The organism is Janthinobacterium sp. 61, assembly GCF_002846335.1.
Lineage (GTDB): Bacteria > Pseudomonadota > Gammaproteobacteria > Burkholderiales > Burkholderiaceae_D > Janthinobacterium.
Genome location: NZ_PJMQ01000001.1, coordinates 992,668 through 1,013,212, shown reverse-complemented (window position 1 = coordinate 1,013,212; position 20,545 = coordinate 992,668). Strand labels below are relative to the sequence as shown.

The following is a 20,545-nucleotide window of genomic DNA, read 5'->3' as shown; positions in this document are numbered from 1 at the left end:
CTATGCCCTATGCTTCGGGACCGAGAACAGCACTTTCCATTAGTCAAGCAATAAACTTTACTCCGTGAAGTACCACATTTCTGCTGAGTATCCAGGGACGCGTTTCACAGGGCAGACGTTCGGCCGTTTCCGGCTCCCGTCAATTGGCGCTCTGCCCTCTATCACCCACGCCTGCGGCCAATCCACGCCTTCTTGCCGCCCTACACGCCTTGCTCGTTTCGCTGGTTGCCCCTTGGGTAGTGGGAGGCGGTACCAGCTCCATCTATCTGGACTTGCACAACCCGGCGAGATTTGGTTCGGGCTTCCAGTCGCCTGAAATTTCCGGCGACTGAAACATTTTACAGGAATTCAAAAAGATAAAAGCAAATTGCTCTTGCTATGCTGAAAGCAAATTGCTATAGTTCATTTATCCAACAACAAACACCGGAGCAAACTATGTCGCCAGCCGAACTGAAAGCCCTTGAAGCAGCCCTGATTGCCGCCGGCGAAGTAATGCCGGTGGTGCACGTCGAAGCGCACGGCTAGTCCATCACTCACTGGAGGAGACCATGCACACAGACATCATCGCCAATGTCCGCAGCTTCCGCAGCGCCGAGGCTTGCAGCGACTTTGCACTAGAACGCGCCTTCGCCCGCTGGGTGACGGTTCTTGAAGCGCTGCTGGAATTCAAGCTCGATGCGACAGCACTGGAACTCGCTGACGAACTGTTCGCCTCGGACTGGTCTGTCGAGGACGCTGTCGGCGAGTTTTCGAAGGTTGCAGCGTGAGCGCCCGCGACCACGACGCCGCCCAACTGCAAGCTGAACTGGCGCAGCACCAGGCGCCAGCCCCGCGCTTTCATTTCGACGTCACGATTCGCTTCACGGACGGCACGTACCGCAACAAGGTCCGCGCCCGCAACAAAAGTGTGGCGCATGCCATGGCCCTGACGGATGCACGCATGGCCTCGCCCTGCAACACCTTCTACGGCAAGGAGGTCGGCCACCTGGTCGAGCTGGCCAAACAAGATCAGCGGTCGCCCGCGCCGTAGTTCAAGGCGGGACAGGCCGGCAGGCCGGATAAATGCCCTGTGGGATCAGCATGCCCCGATTGATCTTCGTGAGGATCAGGCGCCCGGGGAAGCCCGGCGCCGCAACCAACCTTGAAGGAAATACAGCATGTCGAATTTCAAAGAAAACCAGAAGGTAAATGTGAAGGGCACGAAAACCGAGCCGCTGCCGCGCCCGGGCAAGTTCGTGAAGACGCATCCGGGCGCCCGTGGGGACTTCCTGGAAGTGCTGCTGGACGGCTCGACGCAAAGCCAGCGCTTTCGCCCTTCGCAGGTGTCGGCAGCCTAATTTCAGTCCGGTCAGTCGCCCTGGCCCGTTTCGCCGGCGTAACCGGCGGCCAACAAAGCAAGGGACGGGCGTGAACTTCGCCTCGATCGTCGCGCAGCAAAAGCGAAGACCGGCCTTGAAGCAGCTGGGTTTGTGACCAGCCCCTTGCTTTGTTGGCGGCCCACCAGCCGCAGGAATCACACGCCCGACGAATTGACCGGGTCGTCAACAGCCAATTAACCAAAGGAGCGGGACATGAGCAAAAACACAGGCGGGCCAGCGTTTCCAGTGCATGACCCTTTTGCCGCGCACCAGCCAGGCACAGTAGGCCTGGCGCAACGCCTCGCGGAAGGCATGACGCTGCGCGACTACTTTGCCGCAAAAGCTCTGCCGGCAGCATATAACTGGGCGCTCGAGTATCCAGAAGAAGACCATTGGACGCTCACGGCAAGCGAGGCATACAACATGGCCGACGCCATGCTTGCGGAGCGCGCCAAATGATCGCCGCCCGCAATGTCACCGCCGGACGCCAGTCCCGCCTGGCCGTGTCTGCCGCCCTCGCCTTTGCCCACCAGGACGCTGGCGTCGAATCGGCGCTGAACAGCGGCTGCCTGGACGCAACCGACCATATCCCGGCCGGCGCCTGCTACGGACCCAAGGCCACGACCGCACGCAACGGCATCCGCGTGCTGCTGGCTGGACGTGAAGGGAGCGCATCGTGAGCTACATCATCACCATCCGCACTGCCGAAGGAATGCACAGCTATCCCGCCATTGGCGACCTGGGCGCCCTGCAGGACGCGGCTTACGACAATGGCGCCCTGGGTGTGACTGCGATGGTGCGCCCATGATCGCCCTCTTCCACCGCCTGCTGGCCGCCCACCGCCACTACCAGGCGCAGCACCAGCACCACATGAACAAGATGCGCCTGGCCGGCGTGCGCCGCGAGCTGGCAGGGCTTGAAGAAATGCGCAAGGAACTGATCACCGCGCAGATCGAAGCGCTAATCGACCTGGACGAATCCGCTGCGCGCGTCAAGCGCCTGGGCCGCGCCCACCGGGAGGCGCAGTGGACATCGTAAGCCAAGCCGTGGTGGACGTGGCCAGCCAGGCCCTGCGCAACTGGCATGCCGGCCACGCCATCGTCTACGCCGTCCGCCTGGCGCTGTTGAAGTCGGAAATCATAAAACTCACAAGGAAAAAGTCATGAACGCAGCAACCCAAGAGGGTCAAACGGCCCTGCAAACAGCACAGTACGGTCAAGGCGATCTGTCCGTCGCCAGTACCAGCAGCGCCTCCCTGATCCTCGATGTTGCGAGCATGGATAGCATCATGCGCCTGGCCGACATCATGGCCAAGGGCCGCTCAACCATCCCGGATCACCTGAAAGGAAGCTCTGCCGACTGCGCTGCTGTCGTCATGCAGGCCATGCAGTGGAAGATGAACCCATTCGCAGTGGCGCAGAAGACGCACCTGGTGAACGGCACGCTCGGATACGAAGGGCAACTGGTGAACGCGGCCATCCAGTCCAGCGGCGTCACCCGCGACCGGTTCAATTACGAATGGTTCGGGACGTGGGAGAAAATCATTGGCAAAACGCGCGTGTGCGAGGCGGCTGCCAAGGGCAAGCCGGGCGATAAAGACTACAAAAAAGCTTATCAATACCGCGTGCCGGATTATCCCATGCAAGACGAAGAAGGTTGCGGCGTACGCATTTGGGCGACGCTGCGCGGCGAAAGCGAGCCGCGCTATCTCGAACTGCTGCTGGTCCAGGCCACCGTGCGCAACTCGCCGCTCTGGGCGACCGACCCGCGCCAGCAATTGGCCTACCTCGCTGTGAAGCGCTGGAGCCGGCTGTATGCCCCTGACGTGATCTTGGGCGTCTATACGCCCGACGAGCTTGAAGAAACGAACCGCGAAATGCGCGACATCACGCCGGCCGCACCTGCTGCAGATGATCGCACCATCGATCAGCTGCCGGAATGTACTGACGAGCTGTTCAAGCAAAAAACGCCGGAATGGCGCCAAACCATCCTGAGTAAGAAGAAAACGCCGGCGCAGCTGATCGCAATGCTCAGCACCCGCGCAACCTTCACCGAAGCGCAAAAACTGACCATCGACAGCTGGTCGCATGAAAACGAGTAATCGCCACATCCAACAATAAAACCATCGAGGACACATCATGCAACGCGAAAACACACTCACCCGCGAAATCCACAATCTGCTCCAAGGCAGCGACGACTGGCACGCGTTCCGCTTCAACCACCACGGCGCCAGCGAGGCAGCCGCGATGCTGGGTCTGTCGAAGAAGGTAACTCGCAGCGAACTGGTGCGCATGAAGGCGACAGGCCTGGCCAAGGAATTCAGCGATTGGGTACAGGAAAACATCCTGGATTATGGCCACGAGGTCGAAGCGCTGGCGCGCCCGTTCGCCGAGCGCATCATCGGCGACGACCTCTACCCCGCCACCCTGTCGCTGGGCCGCGAAAGCGCCTCGTGCGACGGCTTAAACATGGCCGAAACCATCGGCTTCGAGCACAAGCAATGGAATGCAGAGCTGGCGGCGTCGGTTCGCTCCGACGAGCTGCCGGAAGAGCACCAGCCGCAGGTCCAGCAGCAGCTGATGGTGACCGGCGCCGAGAAGTGGCTGTTCATGACGTCCGACGGCACTGAAAACAACATGGTCTGGATGTGGGTATATCCGGACACAGCCTGGTTCGCGCGCATTGTCGGCGGCTGGGAGCAGTTCGATATCGACGTCGCAAATTACACACAGATGGACATTGCCGAGAAGCCAGCAGCCGAGCCTATCGCCGCCCTACCCGCCCTGGTCGTCCAGACCGAAGGCAAGGTCGTCAGCAGCAATTTGGTAGCGTACAAGGCCGCCGCCGAGAAGTTCATTGCCAAAATCAACACCAAGCTGGAAACCGACGAAGACTTCGCCAATGCCGAAAACACCGTCAAGTATTGCGGCGAAGCGGAAGACAAGCTGGAACTGGCCAAGTCTGCTGCCCTGGCACAGACCGCTACCATTGACGAGGTGATGCGCACGGTCGACCACATTAAGGCGCAGTTCCGCGCTAAGCGCCTGGAACTGGAAAAGCTGGTGAAAACCCGCAAGGAACAGATCAAGGAAACCATCCTGAACGAAGGCCGGCACGCCTTTACCGCCCACATCGCCGCGCTCGAAACCGAAATCACGCCGCTGCGCCTGCAGCAGCCCCAGCCGGATTTTGCAGGCGCCATGAAAAACAAGCGCACCCTGGGCAGCCTGCGCGATGCCGTCAGCACCACGCTGGCCAATGCCAAGATCGCCGCCAACACACAAGCCGCCGACTACCGCGCCAAGCAGGCCTGGTGCCGCGAACACGCCGCTACCTACGGCTTCCTGTTCATGGACATGGCCAACATCATCGGCAAGCCAATGGAAGACTTCCAGCTCATCATCACCACCCGCATCGCGGACCACAAGCGCGCGGAGGAAGCAAAGGCCGAAGCCGAGCGGGCACGGATCCGGGAAGAGGAGCGCGTCAAGGCAGAAAAGGCAGCCGCCGAAACGATCCGCCTGGCACAGGTCGAATCTGACCGCCTCGCGGCAGAGGCGGCACAGGCCGAACGCGAGCGCACGGCCGCCGACACGCAACGCCAACTGGCAGAACAAGCCTCGCAGATCGCTGCGGAGCGTGCCGCCGAGCCGGTCACCCAAGTGGCGACGCCCAAATCTACCGCGCCTATCACCACGCGCCGCACGCCAGCAGCCGCTGCACCGGTCCCGGCGCCGAGCCGCCCAGCGCCATCGCCTGACCTCCTCGACGCCGCTGCCGATGACCTCTACCCATCCGACAGCGACATCCTCGATGTGCTGTTCGAACAGTTCGGCCTGACGGCGGCCGAGGCCATCGACCGCTTGGCCAAGTTCGACTTTGTCGCCGCGCGCGCCGGCCTGATCGCCGAAGCCGCATAACCACCGCCCCACCCATTACTAGGAAAACATTGTGAGCACCATCCCTCAAATCGTCATGTATCAGGTCGAGTCCAGCCAGTTTGCAGCCATCGGCCACGTGCCAGAACTGAACGTGCTGGCCATCCAGTTCCACCCGAAGAAGTCGACCGGCCAGAGCGACATTTACCACTACCAGAATTTCAGCGCCGATCTGTTCGCTGAATTCCTGGGCGCTGAGTCGCAAGGCAAGTTTTTCATCCATCGCATCAAGAAGTTCGCCGACCAGTTTCCGTATTCGAAGATCGATCAGGCGGCGTTCAACCACACTGCGCCGCAGCCGGCCGTTAAACCGGCCAGCTTGGCCGAAGCCGCGCCGATCAAGCTGAGCAAGGAACTGTTGGCTGGCCTGCTGACGGGCCGCGAATACGGCAAGGAAATGCTGAAAGAAGAGGAAATGCAGGCCAAGGCGGCCGGCTTGATCGTGATCTTTGGTGCCAGCGACGACCTGATGGAGTTCCGTGGCTTCATAGACGACGAGTGCGGCGCGCCGACCATCGCTCTGCTCGACGCCAAGGGCTTGCTGCCGTTCCGCGAGGATATCCAGCACGACGACGATGCACTCAAGGATTATTTCGCCCGGGCGCCGCAGGTGCGCGCCGTTGATGCCCTGTGGGCCAAGGAAGACGGCTATAGCTGGACTTACCGCACCGACATGCCGCACGCCACGTTTGAAATCGTGGAAGGCGGCGAACCGTACTGCCGAGGCATCGTGATCGACGTGGCTGACCTGGGCGGTGCAGCATGACCACCCGAGCCGAACGTCAGGCACAGGCGTCTGCAAAGCTCCAGGCTGCTTGCGACAAGTTCAATGCCGCGCACCAGGTCGGCGCCGCCGTCAGCGTCGAACTGGATAGTGGCGAAATCCGCGAGACGGTCACCACCAGCGAGGCTCAGGTGCTAAGCGGGCACACCGCCGTCATCTGGCTAGATGGTATTCGCGGCTGCTATGACCTGGAGCGCGTGACGCCGTCGAAAGTTGCGGCGTGAGTACCGACCGCGAACTGCTGGTGCTGGCGGCCAAGGCGGCGGGATTGACCGTCAACGCCACAAAGCAAGCTGAACGTGACGCCGCCGGCGCTGATCACCTTGGCCTCTGGACCACCGACAAGACGAACTGGAACCCGCTCACCGACGATGGTCACGCGCTGTGCCTGGCTGTAAAAATGGGAGTCGAATTCATCTTTCGCGCCGATCAAAACTACTATGTTGCTGCTCATAAGTCTGAGAGTTTGCGATCCAGATATACAAAACATCCACGCGGCATCACTGTCCCTTATGTTCCAGAAAGTATGTTTTCGTCGGATGACCCGAGCGAAGTTAGTCATGCGAATTACCTCGTTGATGTGAGGGGATTGGTGAGAGGTGTGGAGGCCGCCACACGCCGCGCCATCGTCCGAGTCGCTGCTGATATCGGGAAAGCGGTGCCAGCGTGACGGCGCGCCGCGCTGCAGGAGCACCGCCTTGACAGAAATCGTGCTCATGAAAATGGCCAACATCCTCGTGCCGCACGACGAGGCGGCAGCCGATTTCATCCAGAAGATGAAAGCCGGCGCGCTGATGCACGCCGACTTCAAGAAGGTGCGGAACTACCAGTTCCACAAAAAATACTTCGCCCTGGTGACTTTCGCCTTTGATCAGTGGGAACCGCGCGGCGGCCTGACCTACCAGGGCCAGCCAGTGGCGAAGAACAAGGAGCGCTTCCGGAAAGACCTAGCGATCCTGGCCGGCTTCTTCGAATCGACGGTGAACCTCAAGGGCGAGGTGCGCCTGGAGGCGAAAAGCATTTCGTTTGCGCAAATGGACGAGATCCAGTTTGAGGCGCTGTACAGCGCCACCATCGACGTGATCCTGTCCCGGATTTTGACCAAATACACCAGGCAGGACCTGGACAACGTAATTAACCAGTTGCTGGCATTCACCTGAGTGGCGCATTGCAGTACGAAAAGGATTCTCATGAAAATGTTGCAACTAGCAGGTCAGCGATTCGGCCGCCTACGCGTAATCGAGCGTAATCCAAACGGAGCAAAGCGCGTTATGTGGCGCTGCGTGTGCGACTGCGGAAGAGAGGCGACTGTTCGTAGTCAGCACCTTTCATCCGGTGCTACTCAGTCATGCGGTTGCCTCACTGTCGAGAGAAATCGAGGCCGTGCGACGCATGGCATGTCCCGCACAACAACTCATGTCATCTGGAAAACCATGCGTGCGCGCTGCCAGAACCCAACTGCATCTGGCTATGCAGATTATGGCAGCCGGGGAATTACCGTTTGTGAAGCATGGGATTCTTTCGAAGTATTCCTAGCTGACATGGGTGAGCGGCCACCTGGCATGTCGATCGAGCGCATCGACAACAGCAAAGGTTATGCGCCAGAAAACTGCAGGTGGGCGTCGAACAGTGAGCAGTGCAGGAATAGACGTAGCACACATTTGATTGAGTACGGCGGTAAAACTCAATGTCGAAAGGATTGGGCTATTGAACTTGGGGTAACCGCCCAGCGTTTAAATCGACAAATCGAAAAGCTAGGCATTGAAAACGCCTTCGAACTACTTAGGAAATGACCATGTTCTTCAAAAACTTACAAATCTACCGTCTGGCCGGGTTCTCCATGACGGCCGCCCTGCTCGAGCAGGCACTGGCGCCGCAGCAGTTCACGCCCGCCACCAGTATGGATCTGGTACGCCAAGGCTGGGCCGCGCCGCGCGGCGCCGATCAGCCGCTCGTGCACGCCGTCGGCGGCCAGTTCCTGCTGCAGCTGAAAACCGAGAAAAAGCTGCTGCCGTCGACCGTGATCAACCAGGTGGCCGCCGCCCGCGCGCTGGAAATGGAAGAAGCCCAGGGCTTCGCGCCCGGAAAGAAGGCCATGAAGGAACTGAAGGAGCGCGTCACTGACGAGCTGCTGCCGCGCGCCTTTGCCATCCTCAGCAGCACGGCCGTGTGGATCGATCCGGTCAACGGCTGGCTGGTGGTGGACGCGGCCAGCCCGGCCAAGGCCGATGAAGTGATCAAGCTGCTGCTCAAGTCCGTGGACAAGCTGCCGCTGGAAAGCCTGCGCGTGCAGCGCTCACCAGTGGGCGCAATGACGGAGTGGCTGCAAGCGGACGAATCCCCTGCCGGCTTCACGGTCGACCAGGACGCAATCATGCGCGCCACTGGAGAGAGTAAGGCCCAGGTGGCATACAAGCGCCACACCCTGGAAGCGGACGATATCCGTCGCCACATCGCCGCCGGCAAGCAGTGCACGCGCCTGGCCATGACCTGGAGCGACAAGATCAGCTTCGTGCTGGACGAGAGCCTGGCCATCAAGTCGGTCAAGCCGCTGGAAATCATCAAAGAAAGCGCCACGCGCAACGACGACGAGCGCTTCGACAGCGATTTCGCCCTGATGGCGGGCGAGCTGGCCAAGCTGCTGGCCGACCTGGTCGATGCGCTGGGCGGTGAAGTGGATGCCTTGGAGCCTGCGGCGCGCCCGGCCGCAAACGCGGCGCCAGCCAAAGGCCATGAGCCTGTGCGTGAGCAACGCGTGGTGCTGGAATTGAACGGCCAAGCGCCCGGTACCGTGCCGCCAGCTGACGGCAGCGCGAGCGATCCGCTGTACGAGCAGTCCGTCGAGCTGGTGCGCAGCCGGCAGCGCGCATCGATATCCCTGGTGCAGCGGTATTTGGGCATTGGATACAACCGGGCGGCCCGGCTGATCGAGGCGATGGAAGCCGGCGGCGTGGTCAAGGGCACGCAGGGTATCTACACGGTCGCGGCCGTGGCGGGAGCAGCAGCATGAGCGAACAGACCCCCTGCCTGCTGGTGGTGGACGACCAGATTTTCGACAATGACGGCGCGCACGAAACTGTCATCTGCGGCACCGGGCCGGAGTTCACTGGCCACGCCATCGCCGTCGTCATCGACTTCAAGAACGCGCCCGGCATGCGCGAGGCCAACGCCCGTCGCCTGGTCGCCTGCTGGAATGCGCTCGATAGCTTGCATGACGATGCCCTTGGCGGTGGCTGGACGGCGGCTGGCATGAATGCATATGCCAAAGTCCTGGAAGAAAAGCTGCGCACGGCGAGCGCCCTGCTCCTGGCGATCAAGAAGCTCGACGACAGCGACAGCATCGCCGATCACGACGAAGGCATGCCGTGCACGTCGGCCGAGTTCGATGAGGTGATGGTCGGCGTGCGCGAAGTCTTGAAAGGCGGCGCCACATGATCAACCGCCTTTACACCGTCAGCGCCACCCTGACGGCCGTCATCATGGCCACCAGCGAGCGCGAAGCCGAAATCCGCTTTAAGTCGGACTTTGGCGAGATCAAAGACCAGCCCATCGACGCGGTGGCCGATGGAGAAATCCGGACCGAGGCCGACCTTCCGGACGACTGGACCGTCGACTGTCTGCCGTATGGCCCACGCGACAACGCACTGACCATCGGCGAATTCCTGGACGTGCTGCCGCCGCCGGTGGTGCGCGATACCAAAACCGCCGATATGTTTGCGGCCACGCCGGCTGTTGGAGAAAAAGCATGAAAGAGCGCCCTATCCTCATGAACGGCGCCATGGTGCGCGCCGCGCTCGACGGCAGCAAGACGCAGACACGGCGCATCGTCAAGAAAGTCGGATTGGCGGCGCCTGCGCCGCAATCGGTTATTGATGGCGCGGCCACCTATGCGGGTGGCATGGTCGCGCATTGCCCCTATGGCCAGCCAGGCGATCGCAACTGGGTGCGCGAGACGTGGGGCGTCATCAGCCACGCATGGGATGAGGCCTGCAATCTGATTGATTGGGCGCCTGATCGCCCTGCGACGGCAATCAGCGAAATGCCATTCGGCCAAGGCTACTACTCTGGCCATGTAATCTATGCGGCTGACGGTGCCTTTCAATGGTCCGGCGATGACGATGGTGATGGCGACCCGCGTTCGGCGTGGCATCCATCCATCCACATGCCCCGGCGCGCCAGCCGCATCCTGCTGGAGATCGTGTCCGTGCGCGTCGAGCGCCTGAATGACTGCAGCGACGCCGACGCACGCGCCGAAGGCACGCCTGGTGGCCATGGCGTCATTCCAAGTTACAACTACCACGCGACACCGAGCGAGCACTTCAGCCACCTCTGGGAATCCATCAACGGCGCCGGTAGCTGGGCAGCCAACCCATGGGTGTGGGTGATCGAGTTCAAGCGGGTGGCACCGTGAACCCGCGCATCTATAAGAAGCAGGCAAAGCGCGCCGTCCAGTTGCTGCGCAGCCATGGTGACACGACGAAGTATGCCCCATCGGGCGAGCAAGGCCTGGCTGACGAGCCATTCTCCTTTACGCGCGCAAAATGGTTACGCCTGCACCGGCCAGCTGAATATGCCCTGTGGCAGCGCATCAGTGGCATCCCGGAATTTGGCCGCCAGGACTTTGATGGCGAGTGGTACGGCCATGATTCGCGCGTCGGCTGGTGCCAGCATTACGATCACGCCCGCTTGCCAGCGGACTACTGGGAGGGGCCGGAATGGGAGTGCGGCGGCAAGCCGTGGCCGCGCATGACCACCAGCGATCGCATGGGTATGTGGCGCTACAGCCAGATTGCGCCAGGCTGGCGGTGGCGCGGCGGGAGAGCCGTAAAGGTGAAGCCATGACCGACAACGACGAAATGCCGAACAGCGAGCGTAGCCCCGGCGCCGCGCGAGTGGCGGCGGCCCTGATCCTGATTTACGTGGTGGCGACCCTGGCGGGCGTCCTGGCCGCGACAACCTGAAAGGTAAATATGAGCAAGCTTATTGAATGGGCGCCGGTCGTGCGCGACACCAACGGATCGTATGCCCATCCGGACCTGCCAGCTATTGATTATGGCGACGTCGAGAATGTGAAGAAATGGCTCCAGTCCCATGGGCTACTGATGCAGATGGTCTGGATGGAGAGTGACGCGCCGGCCATGTTCGATAGCTACGGTGATGGTGATCCCTGTGCAATTGCCTCCTGGCAGCCTGCGTCGCCAGCTGGCGATGACTGGTTCCTGCTGGCCCTGCACGAAAGCGAAGACGGCCCGGTGGCTTGGTTTGCCCGCCGTGCGCCGGTGGCGCAATGAGCGGCCGCAGCCCAGCGCCTGCGCCGGAAACCCCGGCGAGGCCGCCTACAAGCTGGACCGTGCGGTGCTGCGTGCGATCCACACCTGCCAGCCCGTGCTGTTCGAGGGCAAGCAGCACCACTTGCGCGCCATGGGTGCCCAGGTGCTGGGCGGCGGCGTGTCTTCCGTGCTTTACCTGATGGGCGACGCGACACCGCGCCAGCCCAGCGAGATAACCTTTTTGGAGCATGCAGAATGATCAACAACGATAGTATTGACGCGCTGGAGCAAGCTGCGCCTCCTTCGGTCGCCGCAGCGCCGCAGCACCTGGCCGTGCCGGATGGCTGGAAGCAGGTGCCCGCCGAGCCAAATGACGCCATGCAGGCCGCTGGCGCGCAGGCTGTGCGGATCGACACCACGGCCATCAATAAAATTTGGACTGGCAATGCTGTGTTCCGCGCCATACTCGCTGCAGCGCCTGCCGCCCCAGCGATTCAGGGCGAAACAAACCCGTATGCCGTCCTTTTCGCAGCGTTAGATCTGAATGGCCGCGTCGTCTACAGCCACGAGAACCTGGAAAACGTGGAAATGAACAGCGGGTACATCAAGGCGCCAACGCGAGTTGTTGGCTTGGCCGCTATCGCTGTCAGTAAGGCGGATGGGAGCGCGCCATGAACATGAGCGAGCACGACGTGGTGGCCAGAATGGTTGCCGCAATTGAGCGTGCACACCAGCCCCTTACCTGGGTGAAGCTGGAGCGCTACGTCGAAATATCAGGCGATTCCGTCGATTCCGTGCAGGCCCGCCGTAAGGCTGGCAAGTGGCTCGACGGCAATCAATGCAAAATTGTGGATGGCCGGCTGTGGATCAACCTGCCGGCAGTAGAAGAATGGGTTGCAAAATGGGAACAAGTAAGTCCGTCGCGCCAGGCATTGAGCTACGTGCGCATGCCAAAAGCGAGTCGATAAGAATAAAGTTCATGTATCGTGGATCGGAATGCAGGGAGACCTTGCTGCTGACCCATTCGAAGGCAAATATTAGGTATGCGGAGCGCCTGCGCGGCGAGATCCTCAACGCGATCGAAATGGGCACGTTCTCGTACGTCAAATATTTTCCTGATTCGCCTCAACTCGCAAAGCTGGGGATTCGCACGGATCGCAATAACGTGACGGTGGGCGAATTACTCGTGGAGCAGTACGCAGTGTACGAGCGGACACTTGCGCCCAGCAGCCTAAAAAATTATCGCCGCAGCTATACCTCAAAGCTGCAGCCGCAGTGGGAGTCAACTCGTGTCCGCGACCTGACTCCAGCCGCGATAAGAGCCTGGCTTGGCACTTTGCACCTATCGGCCGCGTCCATCAGTCAGATGTTGATACCTTTTCGCAGCGTGCTCGACCAGGCAGTGAATGATGATCTTATTGAAAGCAGCCCTCTTGATAGAGTCAGGCTGCGGAAGGTGCTCAGTCGCGATGCGTACGCAAAAACACCCACAGCTGACCCGTTCAGCGCTGAAGAGATCAAAAAAATACTGACAGCCGCAGATGAGCAACTGCGCAACATCTGGCTATTCGCCTTCGCAACAGGTATGCGCCCAAGCGAATACATGGCATTGAAATGGGAGTCGATCGATTGGGAAAATTGCACGGTAAAAGTGGAGCGCGCGCGAGTTGTCGGCGTAACAAGCAATAATACAAAGACGAAATCCAGCAAGCGCGTGATCGATCTTCGTCGCGGCGCGTATGACGCTTTGAGAGCTCAAGAGCAATATAGCCGTCTTGCCAATGGCCCCGTTTTCCTCGATCCGGCGACCGGACGAGGCTGGGACACCAGTGACAGGCTGAATAGAGTGTGGATTCCAACATTGAAGAAAGCGGGCGTCAGGCACCGAACACAGTACCAAACGCGCCACACTTTCGCCTCGACGCTGCTCTCATGCGGAGAAAATTTGATGTACGTGGCCAAGCAGATGGGGCATGCGGATACGACGATGGTCACGCGAATTTATGCACGCTGGCTTGAGCACGATGATGGTTTGCTGCCCGACTTCTACCTGAGAATGATCGAAGGAAAGAAAAGAATGATTCGGTAAGCAATTCGCCCTCGTTTCGCCCTCAAATTGTCGCGCCCCCTTGGAGCCCGCATGAATGCTGGCCCTTGGGATAGGAAGCAATTTATACAGAAATTCCTGCCTCTTGTCTTGAACATTCACAAACCTCGGTAGACATAGTGGGAATGCCGTTTTCGGCCCCATCGAAATGTCTGGAAATGTCCACGTTTTCGCCCAAATTTCGCCCCTGTTTTGGCGGCTTCTTCGTCTCTTTCTGATGCTGCCCAAGATCAGGTAGACAGGCACCCGACATAATCGAAGGCAGTGCCATCTGCAAGCATGAGCAAATAGAAAGATTGCAATGAAGCACGCGCTGGGCGCCCTCCTCTGCTTGCAGTGTGCCGTTGCAGATCAAGCGGCATTGTCGAACACCGCAGCGGCGATCTGATAGGGCTGGACAGCTTCGCCCTCGCCACCCGCTACAGCGCGCCCGTCAGCTGTCAGCACCCGAGCGAGCGCCTACAGCGCAATTAAGGTGGCGAGGCGGCCGGGTTCCGGTAGCGTACGGGCCAATGCAAACCGCCAGGTCAAAACAACAGGCGGCAGCCCGGTCATTCGCCATGCTACCCATGATGGGCATCAATAGGCCTCTTGGTGTGCGGCGCGAAATCGTTACTTGATGTCGCGCCACACCCGACAGCTCAGGCGAGCGGAGACCTCAGGCAGCAGATCTCCGCACCGACGGCACGGCTAGGCGAAGAAATTCCAGTCCTGCACCGCCACCTTGTGCCCGTTCATTTCCTCGGCGGCGATCATGTTCTGTGCCACCAATTCCAGGCTCATGCCCTGCGCCATCTTGTCGCTCCAGTACGTCAATCCACCAGCATCGCTGTGGCGACTGAAGATCCCTTGGTACAGCAGTTCCAGATCATGCGCGCTATTACCGTTAAAAGGCGTGGACTGCAAGAGGTGGCCCTCTGACGCGCTGATCATGTCGAGCGCAATTTTGCCCATGCTGACGCCATTCTTTTCCGCCGTGGCCCAATACTCGATGCCCAAGTAGTCGGCCTGGCGCCCCAGAATATCCTGGTACAGGCCGGCAATCGACGTCAGCACCCCTCGATTTTCGACGGCCACCGTGGTATCGCTGAACTTTAGGTTCTCCGCGTTCAATACCAGCGCGTGCTGCGTCGGCTGCGTCTTGGCGGTCACAATCAGATAGCCTTCATGGGCCTCCACCGTGTAGTCGGAACTGGCGCCGCTGAAAGCCACAGTATCGCTGCCCAGTCCACCGTGCAGGATAGTGGTCGTGTCAGCGCCGGCAGCAGCCCGCGCGGCCACTCCCGTGGCACCGGCCGGTGCGGCCGACGGCGAATTGAACAGCAGGGTATCGTTGCCGCCGCCCGAGAATACTGCACCGCCACTGGCTGAAGAAACCGTGAATTGCTGGCTGGCGGCGTCGCCCGCCAAAACCTGCCCGCTGGTATTGGCAACCACGTTGGCGGCACCGACGATGGCGGCGAAATCCACAGCGTTTAGCACCAGCGAGCTGCTGGCGGCCAGATGGCTGGCGTCGATGACCAACGCCGTGTGTTGCGCGTCGGTGCTGGTGCCGGTCAGCGTCAGCGCGCCGCTCGGCGCCGTCGGCGTACTGGTCGGCACAATGGTCTGTACCAGCAGCGGCACGCTGGCGGCCAACTGGTTCAAAAACGCCAGGCCGTTGCCGGTCAGATGCCCCTGATCGCTGGCGGCATGGCCAGATGTGGCCGCCAGGATGGCTTGAAGCAGATGCTCGATCGAACTGCCGGCCGGTTGACTGGCTCCGCCGCTGGCCGTCAAGCCGAAGCCGGGGGACAGCTGCGCCAGCAGCAGGTTATTGACACCCGCCGTTACCAGTGGAATGTCGGCGACGCTGGCATTGCCGGTCGATTCGCTGCGGTCGTTGCTGACGATCGGAATCGTGGTCTGGGTACCTGTGCCGCCGCCCGGCAAGGCAACCGGCTGCTGCGTCACGTCCACGCCATCGATCGAGGTAACGGGTGTCGTCGGCAGCGACGGCGTTGGCAAGGCCTTGATCGTCAGCGCCAGCGATGCACTGGCCGACGACTCGTTGCCGGCCAGGTCGACCTGCCTGGCGCTCAGGGTATGCACGCCGACCGCCAACGTACTGCTCGTGATGCTCCAGTTACCCGCGCCATCGGCGACGGCCGTGCCCAACACCGTCGTGCCGTCGGTATCGTACAGCTTGACGGTGGCGTTGGCCTCCGCGCTGCCCTTGATCACGGGTGCGGTGATATCGGTGATGTTGTCGCCCACGGTGCCGCTGTCGCTGGCGACTGCCAGCACAGGAACGGACGGCGCGGGCGGCGCCTGCGTATCGATGGTCAGCGCCAGGCCGGCGCTGATGGACGAAACGTTGCCTGCCAGGTCGACCTGCTTCACGCTCAGCGTATGACTGCCTTCGCTCAGGGGAGAAGAAACGAGGCTCCAGGCACCGCTGGCATCGGCCGTCGCAATACCCAGCACGGTCGTGCCATCGGTATCGTACAGCGTCACACTGGCATGGGCTTCGGCCGTGCCTGTGATGGTCGGCGTGGCATACTTGGTGATGCCGTCACCCGGCACGCCACCATCGCTGGCAACGGCCAGCGTGGGTGCAGCCGGCGCTGCGGCGCTGGTGTCGATCACCACCACCAATCCACCGCTGGCGCCCGAGGTGTTACCGGCGGCGTCGGTCTGCTTGGCCGTCAGCGTATGGCTGCCGTCGGTCAGCGTACTGCTGGCGATGCTCCAGTTGCCGGAGCCGTCGGCGGTGGTCGAGCCCAGCAAGGTGGTGCCGTTGGCGTCGTACAGCTTGACGGTGGCGTTGGCCTCTGCGGTGCCGGTGAATTCCGGCATGGCATTGCTGGTGATGCCGTCGGTGTTGGAAGTGCCTGTGTCGGCGCCGGCCGTCATCACCGGAGTGGACGGCGCGGAGGAGGCCGTGTGGTCCAGCCCGAAGATCTGGCCCGCCGCGTAGCCGCCGATGATAGCGACCGACGAGCCGTTCTGGATGCCGGTGCCGCTACTGTTCAGGTCCAGCCGCAGCGTGCCGTCGCCGCTGACGCCATTCACGGTGACGGTGTAGGTGCTGCCACTGCCGACGACCCCGCTGATGGTGCCGGCGGCGTTGCCGGTGGCGGTCAGCGTGAAGTCGCCGGTGTCGACGCCGGTGACCGACTGGTCGAAGGTGACAGTGTAGTTCACCGAGGTGGCGCCGCTCGGCACGGTGAGCGAGGCCCCTGCGGTGCGCTCGATGGCGGTGACGCTGGGGGCGTTGACCACTTGGATGGCGAAAATCTGGTACGCGCCATTGCCGGAAGCGTCGGTGGCCTTCATGTAGATATGGTAAGTGCCGGCGGCCAGGCTCTGCGCCGCCACAAGTGATGTGCCGGAGACGGTGAATTTGCCGTTGTCGGCGTCGATGGTGCCGTTGCCGACCGCGAAGCCGTAGGTGATGGCGGTGGCATCGGTGGCCGACAGCGTGGCGATGGTGGCGCCGTTGGTGGCGTTGGACATCGCCACCGAGGTCGAACTCAGCGCCATGCCGACGGGGCCGATGGTGTCGAGCATGTAGCTGAAGCCGCTGGAGGTACCGGAGACGTTGCCGGCGGCGTCGGTCTGCTTGGCCGTCAGCGTGTGCGCACCCTCGATCAGCGTGCTGCTGGTGATGCTCCAGTTGCCGGAGCCGTCAGCGGTGGTCGAGCCCAGCAAGGTGGTGCCGTTAGTGTCGTACAGGCGCACGGCGGCGTTGGCTTCGGCGTGGCCGGTGATGGTCGGCGTGCCGGCGTTGGTAATGCCGTCGCCCAGGCTGCCGCTGTCGCTGCCGTTCGACAACTGCAGGCTGCTCGGCGCGATCACCGTGGTGTCGATGGTCAGCGACAGTCCGGTGCTCAGCGGCGATGTTTTGTTGCCGCTGTCGGTCTGGGTCGCCTTAAGCGAGTGCGTACCCTCGGTCAGCGCGCTGCTGGTGATGCTCCAGTTGCCGGAACCATCGGCGGTGCTGCTACCCAGTAAGGTGGTGCCGTTGGTGTCGTACAGCTTGACGGTGGCATTAGCGGCGGCGGTGCCGGTCACCGTCGGCGTTGTGTCATTCGTGATGCCGTCGCCCAGTATGCCGCTGTCGCTGCCGCTGGAGAGCGCCGGCGTCGACGGTGCGGACGGGGGGGGACGGACGCCGGAGACGGTGGTGCCACTAATAAAATCGGGCGCATCGGCGCCGTCTACGCCCTGGATGGCATTAAGGTCGTTGCCGCCGCTCGGATCGTAGTACACGATATCGATGGAGTTGTTGGCGCTAAGCGGCGAGCCACTGAAGCTCAACGTGACGGTCTTGGCGACGCTATCGACTTGCACTCCGGTCACCAGGGTCGGGAATCCGTCGATATACACCTCGAAGGCCTCGATTGGCGGCGGATGTGCGGCGTCGAGCGCCACATCGAAATACATCGTGAGAAATTGCTCGCCGATATAGGCTTGGACATTGGAGATAAGGGGCTGAGGCATCTTTTTTCTTTATACTTTAGACAATATCCTCAGGCTACTGGAGCTGAAGCTCATTGTCAATAAATGATAGCCGTAGGCAACACAGGGCGATTGCATGATGCTACTGACTCATGCCGTTCCGACTCACAAACGCCTGGCAAGTGCGCTCTGTCGCGGCCACCTCTTCCGTCTGCAGGATCAAGGCTTGAATATCTCGCGCCACTGCGTCAGGAGGTAGCCCGCCGGTGGGATAGGCCGCAACGCCGGCAGCGGCGCCATAGGAACCGGTCTACTATCACCGTGCACGGCCTGCGGTCGACGTTACGCGACTGGTGCTTGGAACGGGTTGCAAACTTTTTCCCGCGCGAGGTATGCGAGCATGCGCTGGCGCACAGCTTGCCTGACAAGGTGGAGGCAGCGTATCGCAGGGACGACTTGCTGGAAAAACGCATCCTGCTGCTGCATATCTGGTCGAACTACTGCAACGCTCCCCAAGTCGCTGTCAGCGCAACGCCACTCCGCGAGGCAGTAGCATAGAAATTCACGTCGAGGCCAATAGGCATGCCGGGTTTTACTGCGCCCTCACCTTGGGCAGTTCCATCCAATTCGTGGCATACCGCGGCGTGCGGTTTTCCGACAACATTGCCCATCGTCTGACGCTTGCGCAACGCGACTTCCTTGGCTGCCTCATCCAGCGCCGCCCAGGCTGGTGCAACGGGCGTCCGCTGCGGCAATGCCGGCTTGGGAGTCGGCATTAGGCAGGCCGGTGCCAGATTCTATGATGATCACAATCACTTATGTTGTTTTTATAATAAAAAACTATAGGCGGAATACCCCGCAGAAATTATCATATAATTAATTTTCGTACCTTTTAAACATCAATAATACGGGGGAAAAATGAACACACAAGCCGTTGCCAAAATTGTACTCAGCGCTCTCATTTGCTGCTCCTCTATCCATGCACAAGCCACGACCTATTCCAACGTCGGGACAATAGGTACGGCAATCTCCTCCCTCGGCGCTCCTGACACGACCAGTTATGGCGAAACTTTCACCTCACTCGGCGGAGTGCTTCAAGATTTCACCTTTTATGCGACTTCAGGGGCTAGAGGCAACGTAGGGCTGACAATTGCAGCCTGGGATGGCAGCAAAGCCATCGGGCCCGCCTTGTACACCAGTTCACCCATCGCGTACACCGGCGGCAGCCAGCTGCTCGGAGCAAATGGAATCAATTTGACATTAGAGGCCAATGCAAATTACATCGCATACTTAACAGTCGCGGGCATCACCAATCCCATTTCAAGCGTAACGATGCTAGGGTCGACCGGCGACGGTGGCTTGGCAGGTAATTTCGTGTATCTGAATTCTGGTGGCAAAAATCCCCTTGATTTGAATCAGGCGTGGGACACCTATTATGTAAGCAATCTGACCTATACAGCGAATATCACCGCCGCCGTGCCTGAGCCAGAAACCTACGGCATGCTCCTGGCGGGCCTGGGCCTCCTCGGCTTCGTGGCTCGTCGCAAGAACAAGTCCACTTGATCGAAGCCGGCGCCTGGCATGATGGCGCCCGTTTCATTGCCGGTCACGACTGGCTCGCTCAAACGCCCAGCAGCGCTTGCAGTTCAGCCTTGTTTGCTGCTGTGGGATAGTTGATGCCTTTGTGATCCAGCGCAGTCTGCAGTTGCTCCTTGCTCAGGCTGGCAACTTGCGAATTGGCGACAGCCCCAGCAGCCCGTGCTGCCGTTTCGTCGCGCAAACGCTGCGCTTCGATTTCGTTGGCGCGGGCTTGATCGACCAAGCGCCGCTCCAGGTCGGCTAAAAAACAACGGTTGGAAGAAGACCATCTGCAGCGCGTCGTGCGTCAATTTCATCTGCGATCTCGCAAAAAACAAGGGAAAGGTTACTGCGCTCGTCGTCGAGCGAATTGCGCAGGCCCGCAATCGAAAACACTTGGCACGGCGTGCCGCTGCAGAAGACGTCCGGCGCAGGCAAGAAGCCGACTCGGACCAGGACGGCGATCTTGGTCATGTCGCCCAGGTTCGATACGTTCGGATAGCAATGGCCCAGCACGGTGACGCGTGATGGGCAAGTCTCGGGAGGCACTGGAGACGCGCGCCGGCCGCCTGGTCGATCTGCGTAGCGGCGCCGTCGACGCGCTGCTTGCGCAGAAACGACATAGCCTGCTTGCTGGCGGCCTGGTATTCCTTGATCCGGCTACCTGTCAGGGCTGGGACAACACGCAGCGCCTGCCCCTCTTCTGGACGGCAATGATCGAGAAGGCCCAGGTCCGCTACCGAAATCCGTATCAAACAAGGCACACCTTCGCGTCGCCCCTGCTAACGACGGGCGCCAACGCGATGTACGTGGCAAAGCAAATGGGACATACCGATACGACCATGAGAACTTACGGCCGCCGGGTTGAGCAGCAAGGTGGGGTATTGCCCGATCACTACTGCGAATTGACGGATGGGCTTAAGGCAAGGGGCGCTTAGCTTTTTCGCCCACGTTTCGCCCATGCCTATTGCGGAATGGCTGGAACCCGCATGGATAATCGCTTGTGACGGATAAAAGCAACTTATCAAGGAAAAAGCGCCCTCCATCCTTGCAGCATAGAAAAGATA

32 protein-coding genes and 1 pseudogene are annotated in these 20,545 nt (G+C 60.8%); 29 read left to right on the top strand and 4 right to left on the bottom strand.

Translation table 11 applies throughout. From position 1 onward, the window contains the following. Nucleotides 1-548: 548 nt before the first annotated feature. From CLU92_RS04730 to CLU92_RS04620, 27 genes and pseudogenes are all read left to right on the top strand, one after another. A complete protein-coding gene (locus CLU92_RS04730) occupies nucleotides 549-767 on the top strand; it encodes a hypothetical protein (RefSeq protein ID WP_101480939.1) in 219 nt (72 codons plus the stop codon). Then, on the top strand, nucleotides 764-1,030 hold the full coding sequence (locus tag CLU92_RS04725; protein ID WP_101480938.1) for a hypothetical protein: 267 nt from the start codon (nucleotides 764-766) through the stop codon (nucleotides 1,028-1,030). Before CLU92_RS04730 ends, CLU92_RS04725 begins: the two co-directional genes overlap by 4 nt. Before the next feature lie 127 nt (nucleotides 1,031-1,157). Further along, the gene (locus CLU92_RS04720; RefSeq protein WP_101480937.1) at nucleotides 1,158-1,337 is read left to right on the top strand and encodes a hypothetical protein; all 180 of its coding nucleotides are present in this window, start codon (nucleotides 1,158-1,160) and stop codon (nucleotides 1,335-1,337) included. A 234-nt stretch (nucleotides 1,338-1,571) separates the two neighbouring features. Then, nucleotides 1,572-1,817: a hypothetical protein gene (locus CLU92_RS04715; RefSeq protein ID WP_101480936.1), complete on the top strand. Its 246-nt coding sequence runs from the start codon at nucleotides 1,572-1,574 to the stop codon at nucleotides 1,815-1,817. After that, nucleotides 1,814-2,038 (top strand): hypothetical protein, encoded by a 225-nt coding sequence (locus CLU92_RS04710; protein WP_101480935.1) that lies wholly within the window; start codon nucleotides 1,814-1,816, stop codon nucleotides 2,036-2,038. Before CLU92_RS04715 ends, CLU92_RS04710 begins: the two co-directional genes overlap by 4 nt. Next, nucleotides 2,035-2,166, top strand: coding sequence for a hypothetical protein (locus tag CLU92_RS28105; protein WP_257560975.1), 132 nt, complete (start codon nucleotides 2,035-2,037; stop codon nucleotides 2,164-2,166). The genes CLU92_RS04710 and CLU92_RS28105 overlap by 4 nt, the downstream gene beginning before the upstream one ends. Further along, on the top strand, nucleotides 2,163-2,396 hold the full coding sequence (locus tag CLU92_RS04705) for a hypothetical protein (protein ID WP_101480934.1): 234 nt from the start codon (nucleotides 2,163-2,165) through the stop codon (nucleotides 2,394-2,396). Before CLU92_RS28105 ends, CLU92_RS04705 begins: the two co-directional genes overlap by 4 nt. Further along, nucleotides 2,384-2,524: a hypothetical protein gene (locus CLU92_RS27675; protein ID WP_180338427.1), complete on the top strand. Its 141-nt coding sequence runs from the start codon at nucleotides 2,384-2,386 to the stop codon at nucleotides 2,522-2,524. The genes CLU92_RS04705 and CLU92_RS27675 overlap by 13 nt, the downstream gene beginning before the upstream one ends. Then, nucleotides 2,521-3,459, top strand: coding sequence for a RecT family recombinase (locus CLU92_RS04700; protein WP_101480933.1), 939 nt, complete (start codon nucleotides 2,521-2,523; stop codon nucleotides 3,457-3,459). The genes CLU92_RS27675 and CLU92_RS04700 overlap by 4 nt, the downstream gene beginning before the upstream one ends. Before the next feature lie 37 nt (nucleotides 3,460-3,496). Further along, a complete protein-coding gene (locus tag CLU92_RS04695; protein WP_101480932.1) occupies nucleotides 3,497-5,278 on the top strand; it encodes a YqaJ viral recombinase family protein in 1,782 nt (593 codons plus the stop codon). A gap of 31 nt (nucleotides 5,279-5,309) precedes the next feature. Next, nucleotides 5,310-6,062 carry a KTSC domain-containing protein gene (locus CLU92_RS27990; protein WP_257560974.1) on the top strand — a complete coding sequence of 251 codons (753 nt, stop codon included), beginning with the start codon at nucleotides 5,310-5,312 and terminating at the stop codon, nucleotides 6,060-6,062. Then, nucleotides 6,059-6,304: a hypothetical protein gene (locus tag CLU92_RS04680; RefSeq protein WP_101480931.1), complete on the top strand. Its 246-nt coding sequence runs from the start codon at nucleotides 6,059-6,061 to the stop codon at nucleotides 6,302-6,304. The genes CLU92_RS27990 and CLU92_RS04680 overlap by 4 nt, the downstream gene beginning before the upstream one ends. Next, nucleotides 6,301-6,750: a hypothetical protein gene (locus tag CLU92_RS04675; protein WP_101480930.1), complete on the top strand. Its 450-nt coding sequence runs from the start codon at nucleotides 6,301-6,303 to the stop codon at nucleotides 6,748-6,750. Before CLU92_RS04680 ends, CLU92_RS04675 begins: the two co-directional genes overlap by 4 nt. Continuing rightward, nucleotides 6,680-7,240 carry a DUF1367 family protein gene (locus CLU92_RS04670; RefSeq protein WP_373917414.1) on the top strand — a complete coding sequence of 187 codons (561 nt, stop codon included), beginning with the start codon at nucleotides 6,680-6,682 and terminating at the stop codon, nucleotides 7,238-7,240. Before CLU92_RS04675 ends, CLU92_RS04670 begins: the two co-directional genes overlap by 71 nt. A 237-nt stretch (nucleotides 7,241-7,477) precedes the next feature. Then, nucleotides 7,478-7,873, top strand: coding sequence for a hypothetical protein (locus CLU92_RS27355; protein WP_143452531.1), 396 nt, complete (start codon nucleotides 7,478-7,480; stop codon nucleotides 7,871-7,873). 2 nt (nucleotides 7,874-7,875) lie between these two features. Next, nucleotides 7,876-8,763, top strand: a pseudogene (locus CLU92_RS04665) (recombination-associated protein RdgC); the annotation flags it as partial. Next, nucleotides 8,755-9,090 (top strand): DNA translocase FtsK, encoded by a 336-nt coding sequence (locus CLU92_RS28405; RefSeq protein ID WP_306821377.1) that lies wholly within the window; start codon nucleotides 8,755-8,757, stop codon nucleotides 9,088-9,090. The pseudogene CLU92_RS04665 and the gene CLU92_RS28405, both read left to right, overlap by 9 nt. Beyond that, entirely contained in the window at nucleotides 9,087-9,515 is a 429-nt protein-coding gene (locus CLU92_RS04660) for a hypothetical protein (RefSeq protein WP_101480928.1), read from the top strand. Before CLU92_RS28405 ends, CLU92_RS04660 begins: the two co-directional genes overlap by 4 nt. Next, a complete protein-coding gene (locus CLU92_RS04655; protein WP_101480927.1) occupies nucleotides 9,512-9,829 on the top strand; it encodes a hypothetical protein in 318 nt (105 codons plus the stop codon). The genes CLU92_RS04660 and CLU92_RS04655 overlap by 4 nt, the downstream gene beginning before the upstream one ends. Continuing rightward, the gene (locus CLU92_RS04650) at nucleotides 9,826-10,491 is read left to right on the top strand and encodes a hypothetical protein (protein ID WP_101480926.1); all 666 of its coding nucleotides are present in this window, start codon (nucleotides 9,826-9,828) and stop codon (nucleotides 10,489-10,491) included. The genes CLU92_RS04655 and CLU92_RS04650 overlap by 4 nt, the downstream gene beginning before the upstream one ends. Further along, entirely contained in the window at nucleotides 10,488-10,922 is a 435-nt protein-coding gene (locus CLU92_RS04645) for a hypothetical protein (RefSeq protein WP_101480925.1), read from the top strand. The genes CLU92_RS04650 and CLU92_RS04645 overlap by 4 nt, the downstream gene beginning before the upstream one ends. Continuing rightward, on the top strand, nucleotides 10,919-11,041 hold the full coding sequence (locus tag CLU92_RS28095) for a hypothetical protein (RefSeq protein ID WP_257560973.1): 123 nt from the start codon (nucleotides 10,919-10,921) through the stop codon (nucleotides 11,039-11,041). The genes CLU92_RS04645 and CLU92_RS28095 overlap by 4 nt, the downstream gene beginning before the upstream one ends. Nucleotides 11,042-11,050: 9 nt before the next feature. Continuing rightward, nucleotides 11,051-11,371 (top strand): hypothetical protein, encoded by a 321-nt coding sequence (locus CLU92_RS04640; RefSeq protein ID WP_101480924.1) that lies wholly within the window; start codon nucleotides 11,051-11,053, stop codon nucleotides 11,369-11,371. Then, nucleotides 11,352-11,609 (top strand): hypothetical protein, encoded by a 258-nt coding sequence (locus tag CLU92_RS04635; RefSeq protein ID WP_143452530.1) that lies wholly within the window; start codon nucleotides 11,352-11,354, stop codon nucleotides 11,607-11,609. Before CLU92_RS04640 ends, CLU92_RS04635 begins: the two co-directional genes overlap by 20 nt. Further along, nucleotides 11,606-12,025, top strand: coding sequence for a hypothetical protein (locus CLU92_RS04630; RefSeq protein ID WP_101480922.1), 420 nt, complete (start codon nucleotides 11,606-11,608; stop codon nucleotides 12,023-12,025). Before CLU92_RS04635 ends, CLU92_RS04630 begins: the two co-directional genes overlap by 4 nt. Then, nucleotides 12,022-12,318: a hypothetical protein gene (locus CLU92_RS27985; protein WP_218973443.1), complete on the top strand. Its 297-nt coding sequence runs from the start codon at nucleotides 12,022-12,024 to the stop codon at nucleotides 12,316-12,318. Before CLU92_RS04630 ends, CLU92_RS27985 begins: the two co-directional genes overlap by 4 nt. Further along, nucleotides 12,240-13,439 (top strand): tyrosine-type recombinase/integrase, encoded by a 1,200-nt coding sequence (locus CLU92_RS04620; protein ID WP_306821358.1) that lies wholly within the window; start codon nucleotides 12,240-12,242, stop codon nucleotides 13,437-13,439. Before CLU92_RS27985 ends, CLU92_RS04620 begins: the two co-directional genes overlap by 79 nt. A 708-nt stretch (nucleotides 13,440-14,147) precedes the next feature. Here the strand turns inward: CLU92_RS04620 and CLU92_RS04615 are convergent. Then, nucleotides 14,148-17,942, bottom strand: coding sequence for an Ig-like domain-containing protein (locus CLU92_RS04615; RefSeq protein ID WP_101480920.1), 3,795 nt, complete (start codon nucleotides 17,940-17,942; stop codon nucleotides 14,148-14,150). Between the two features lie 550 nt (nucleotides 17,943-18,492). Then, entirely contained in the window at nucleotides 18,493-18,612 is a 120-nt protein-coding gene (locus tag CLU92_RS28465; RefSeq protein ID WP_143452529.1) for a DUF4113 domain-containing protein, read from the bottom strand. A gap of 206 nt (nucleotides 18,613-18,818) precedes the next feature. Between CLU92_RS28465 and CLU92_RS28090 the strand changes: the two genes are divergently transcribed. Beyond that, a complete protein-coding gene (locus CLU92_RS28090) occupies nucleotides 18,819-19,463 on the top strand; it encodes a PEP-CTERM sorting domain-containing protein (RefSeq protein ID WP_257560971.1) in 645 nt (214 codons plus the stop codon). 58 nt (nucleotides 19,464-19,521) lie between these two features. On the opposite strand, the gene CLU92_RS04600 is transcribed toward CLU92_RS28090, so the two are convergent. Further along, nucleotides 19,522-19,722: a hypothetical protein gene (locus CLU92_RS04600; protein WP_101480919.1), complete on the bottom strand. Its 201-nt coding sequence runs from the start codon at nucleotides 19,720-19,722 to the stop codon at nucleotides 19,522-19,524. Nucleotides 19,723-19,739: 17 nt separating this feature from the next. After that, a complete protein-coding gene (locus CLU92_RS04595) occupies nucleotides 19,740-19,994 on the bottom strand; it encodes a DNA cytosine methyltransferase (RefSeq protein ID WP_257560970.1) in 255 nt (84 codons plus the stop codon). 8 nt (nucleotides 19,995-20,002) lie between these two features. On the opposite strand from CLU92_RS04595, the gene CLU92_RS04590 reads away from it, so the two are divergent. Next, nucleotides 20,003-20,416 (top strand): tyrosine-type recombinase/integrase, encoded by a 414-nt coding sequence (locus CLU92_RS04590; protein WP_143452528.1) that lies wholly within the window; start codon nucleotides 20,003-20,005, stop codon nucleotides 20,414-20,416. Nucleotides 20,417-20,545 lie beyond the last annotated feature (129 nt).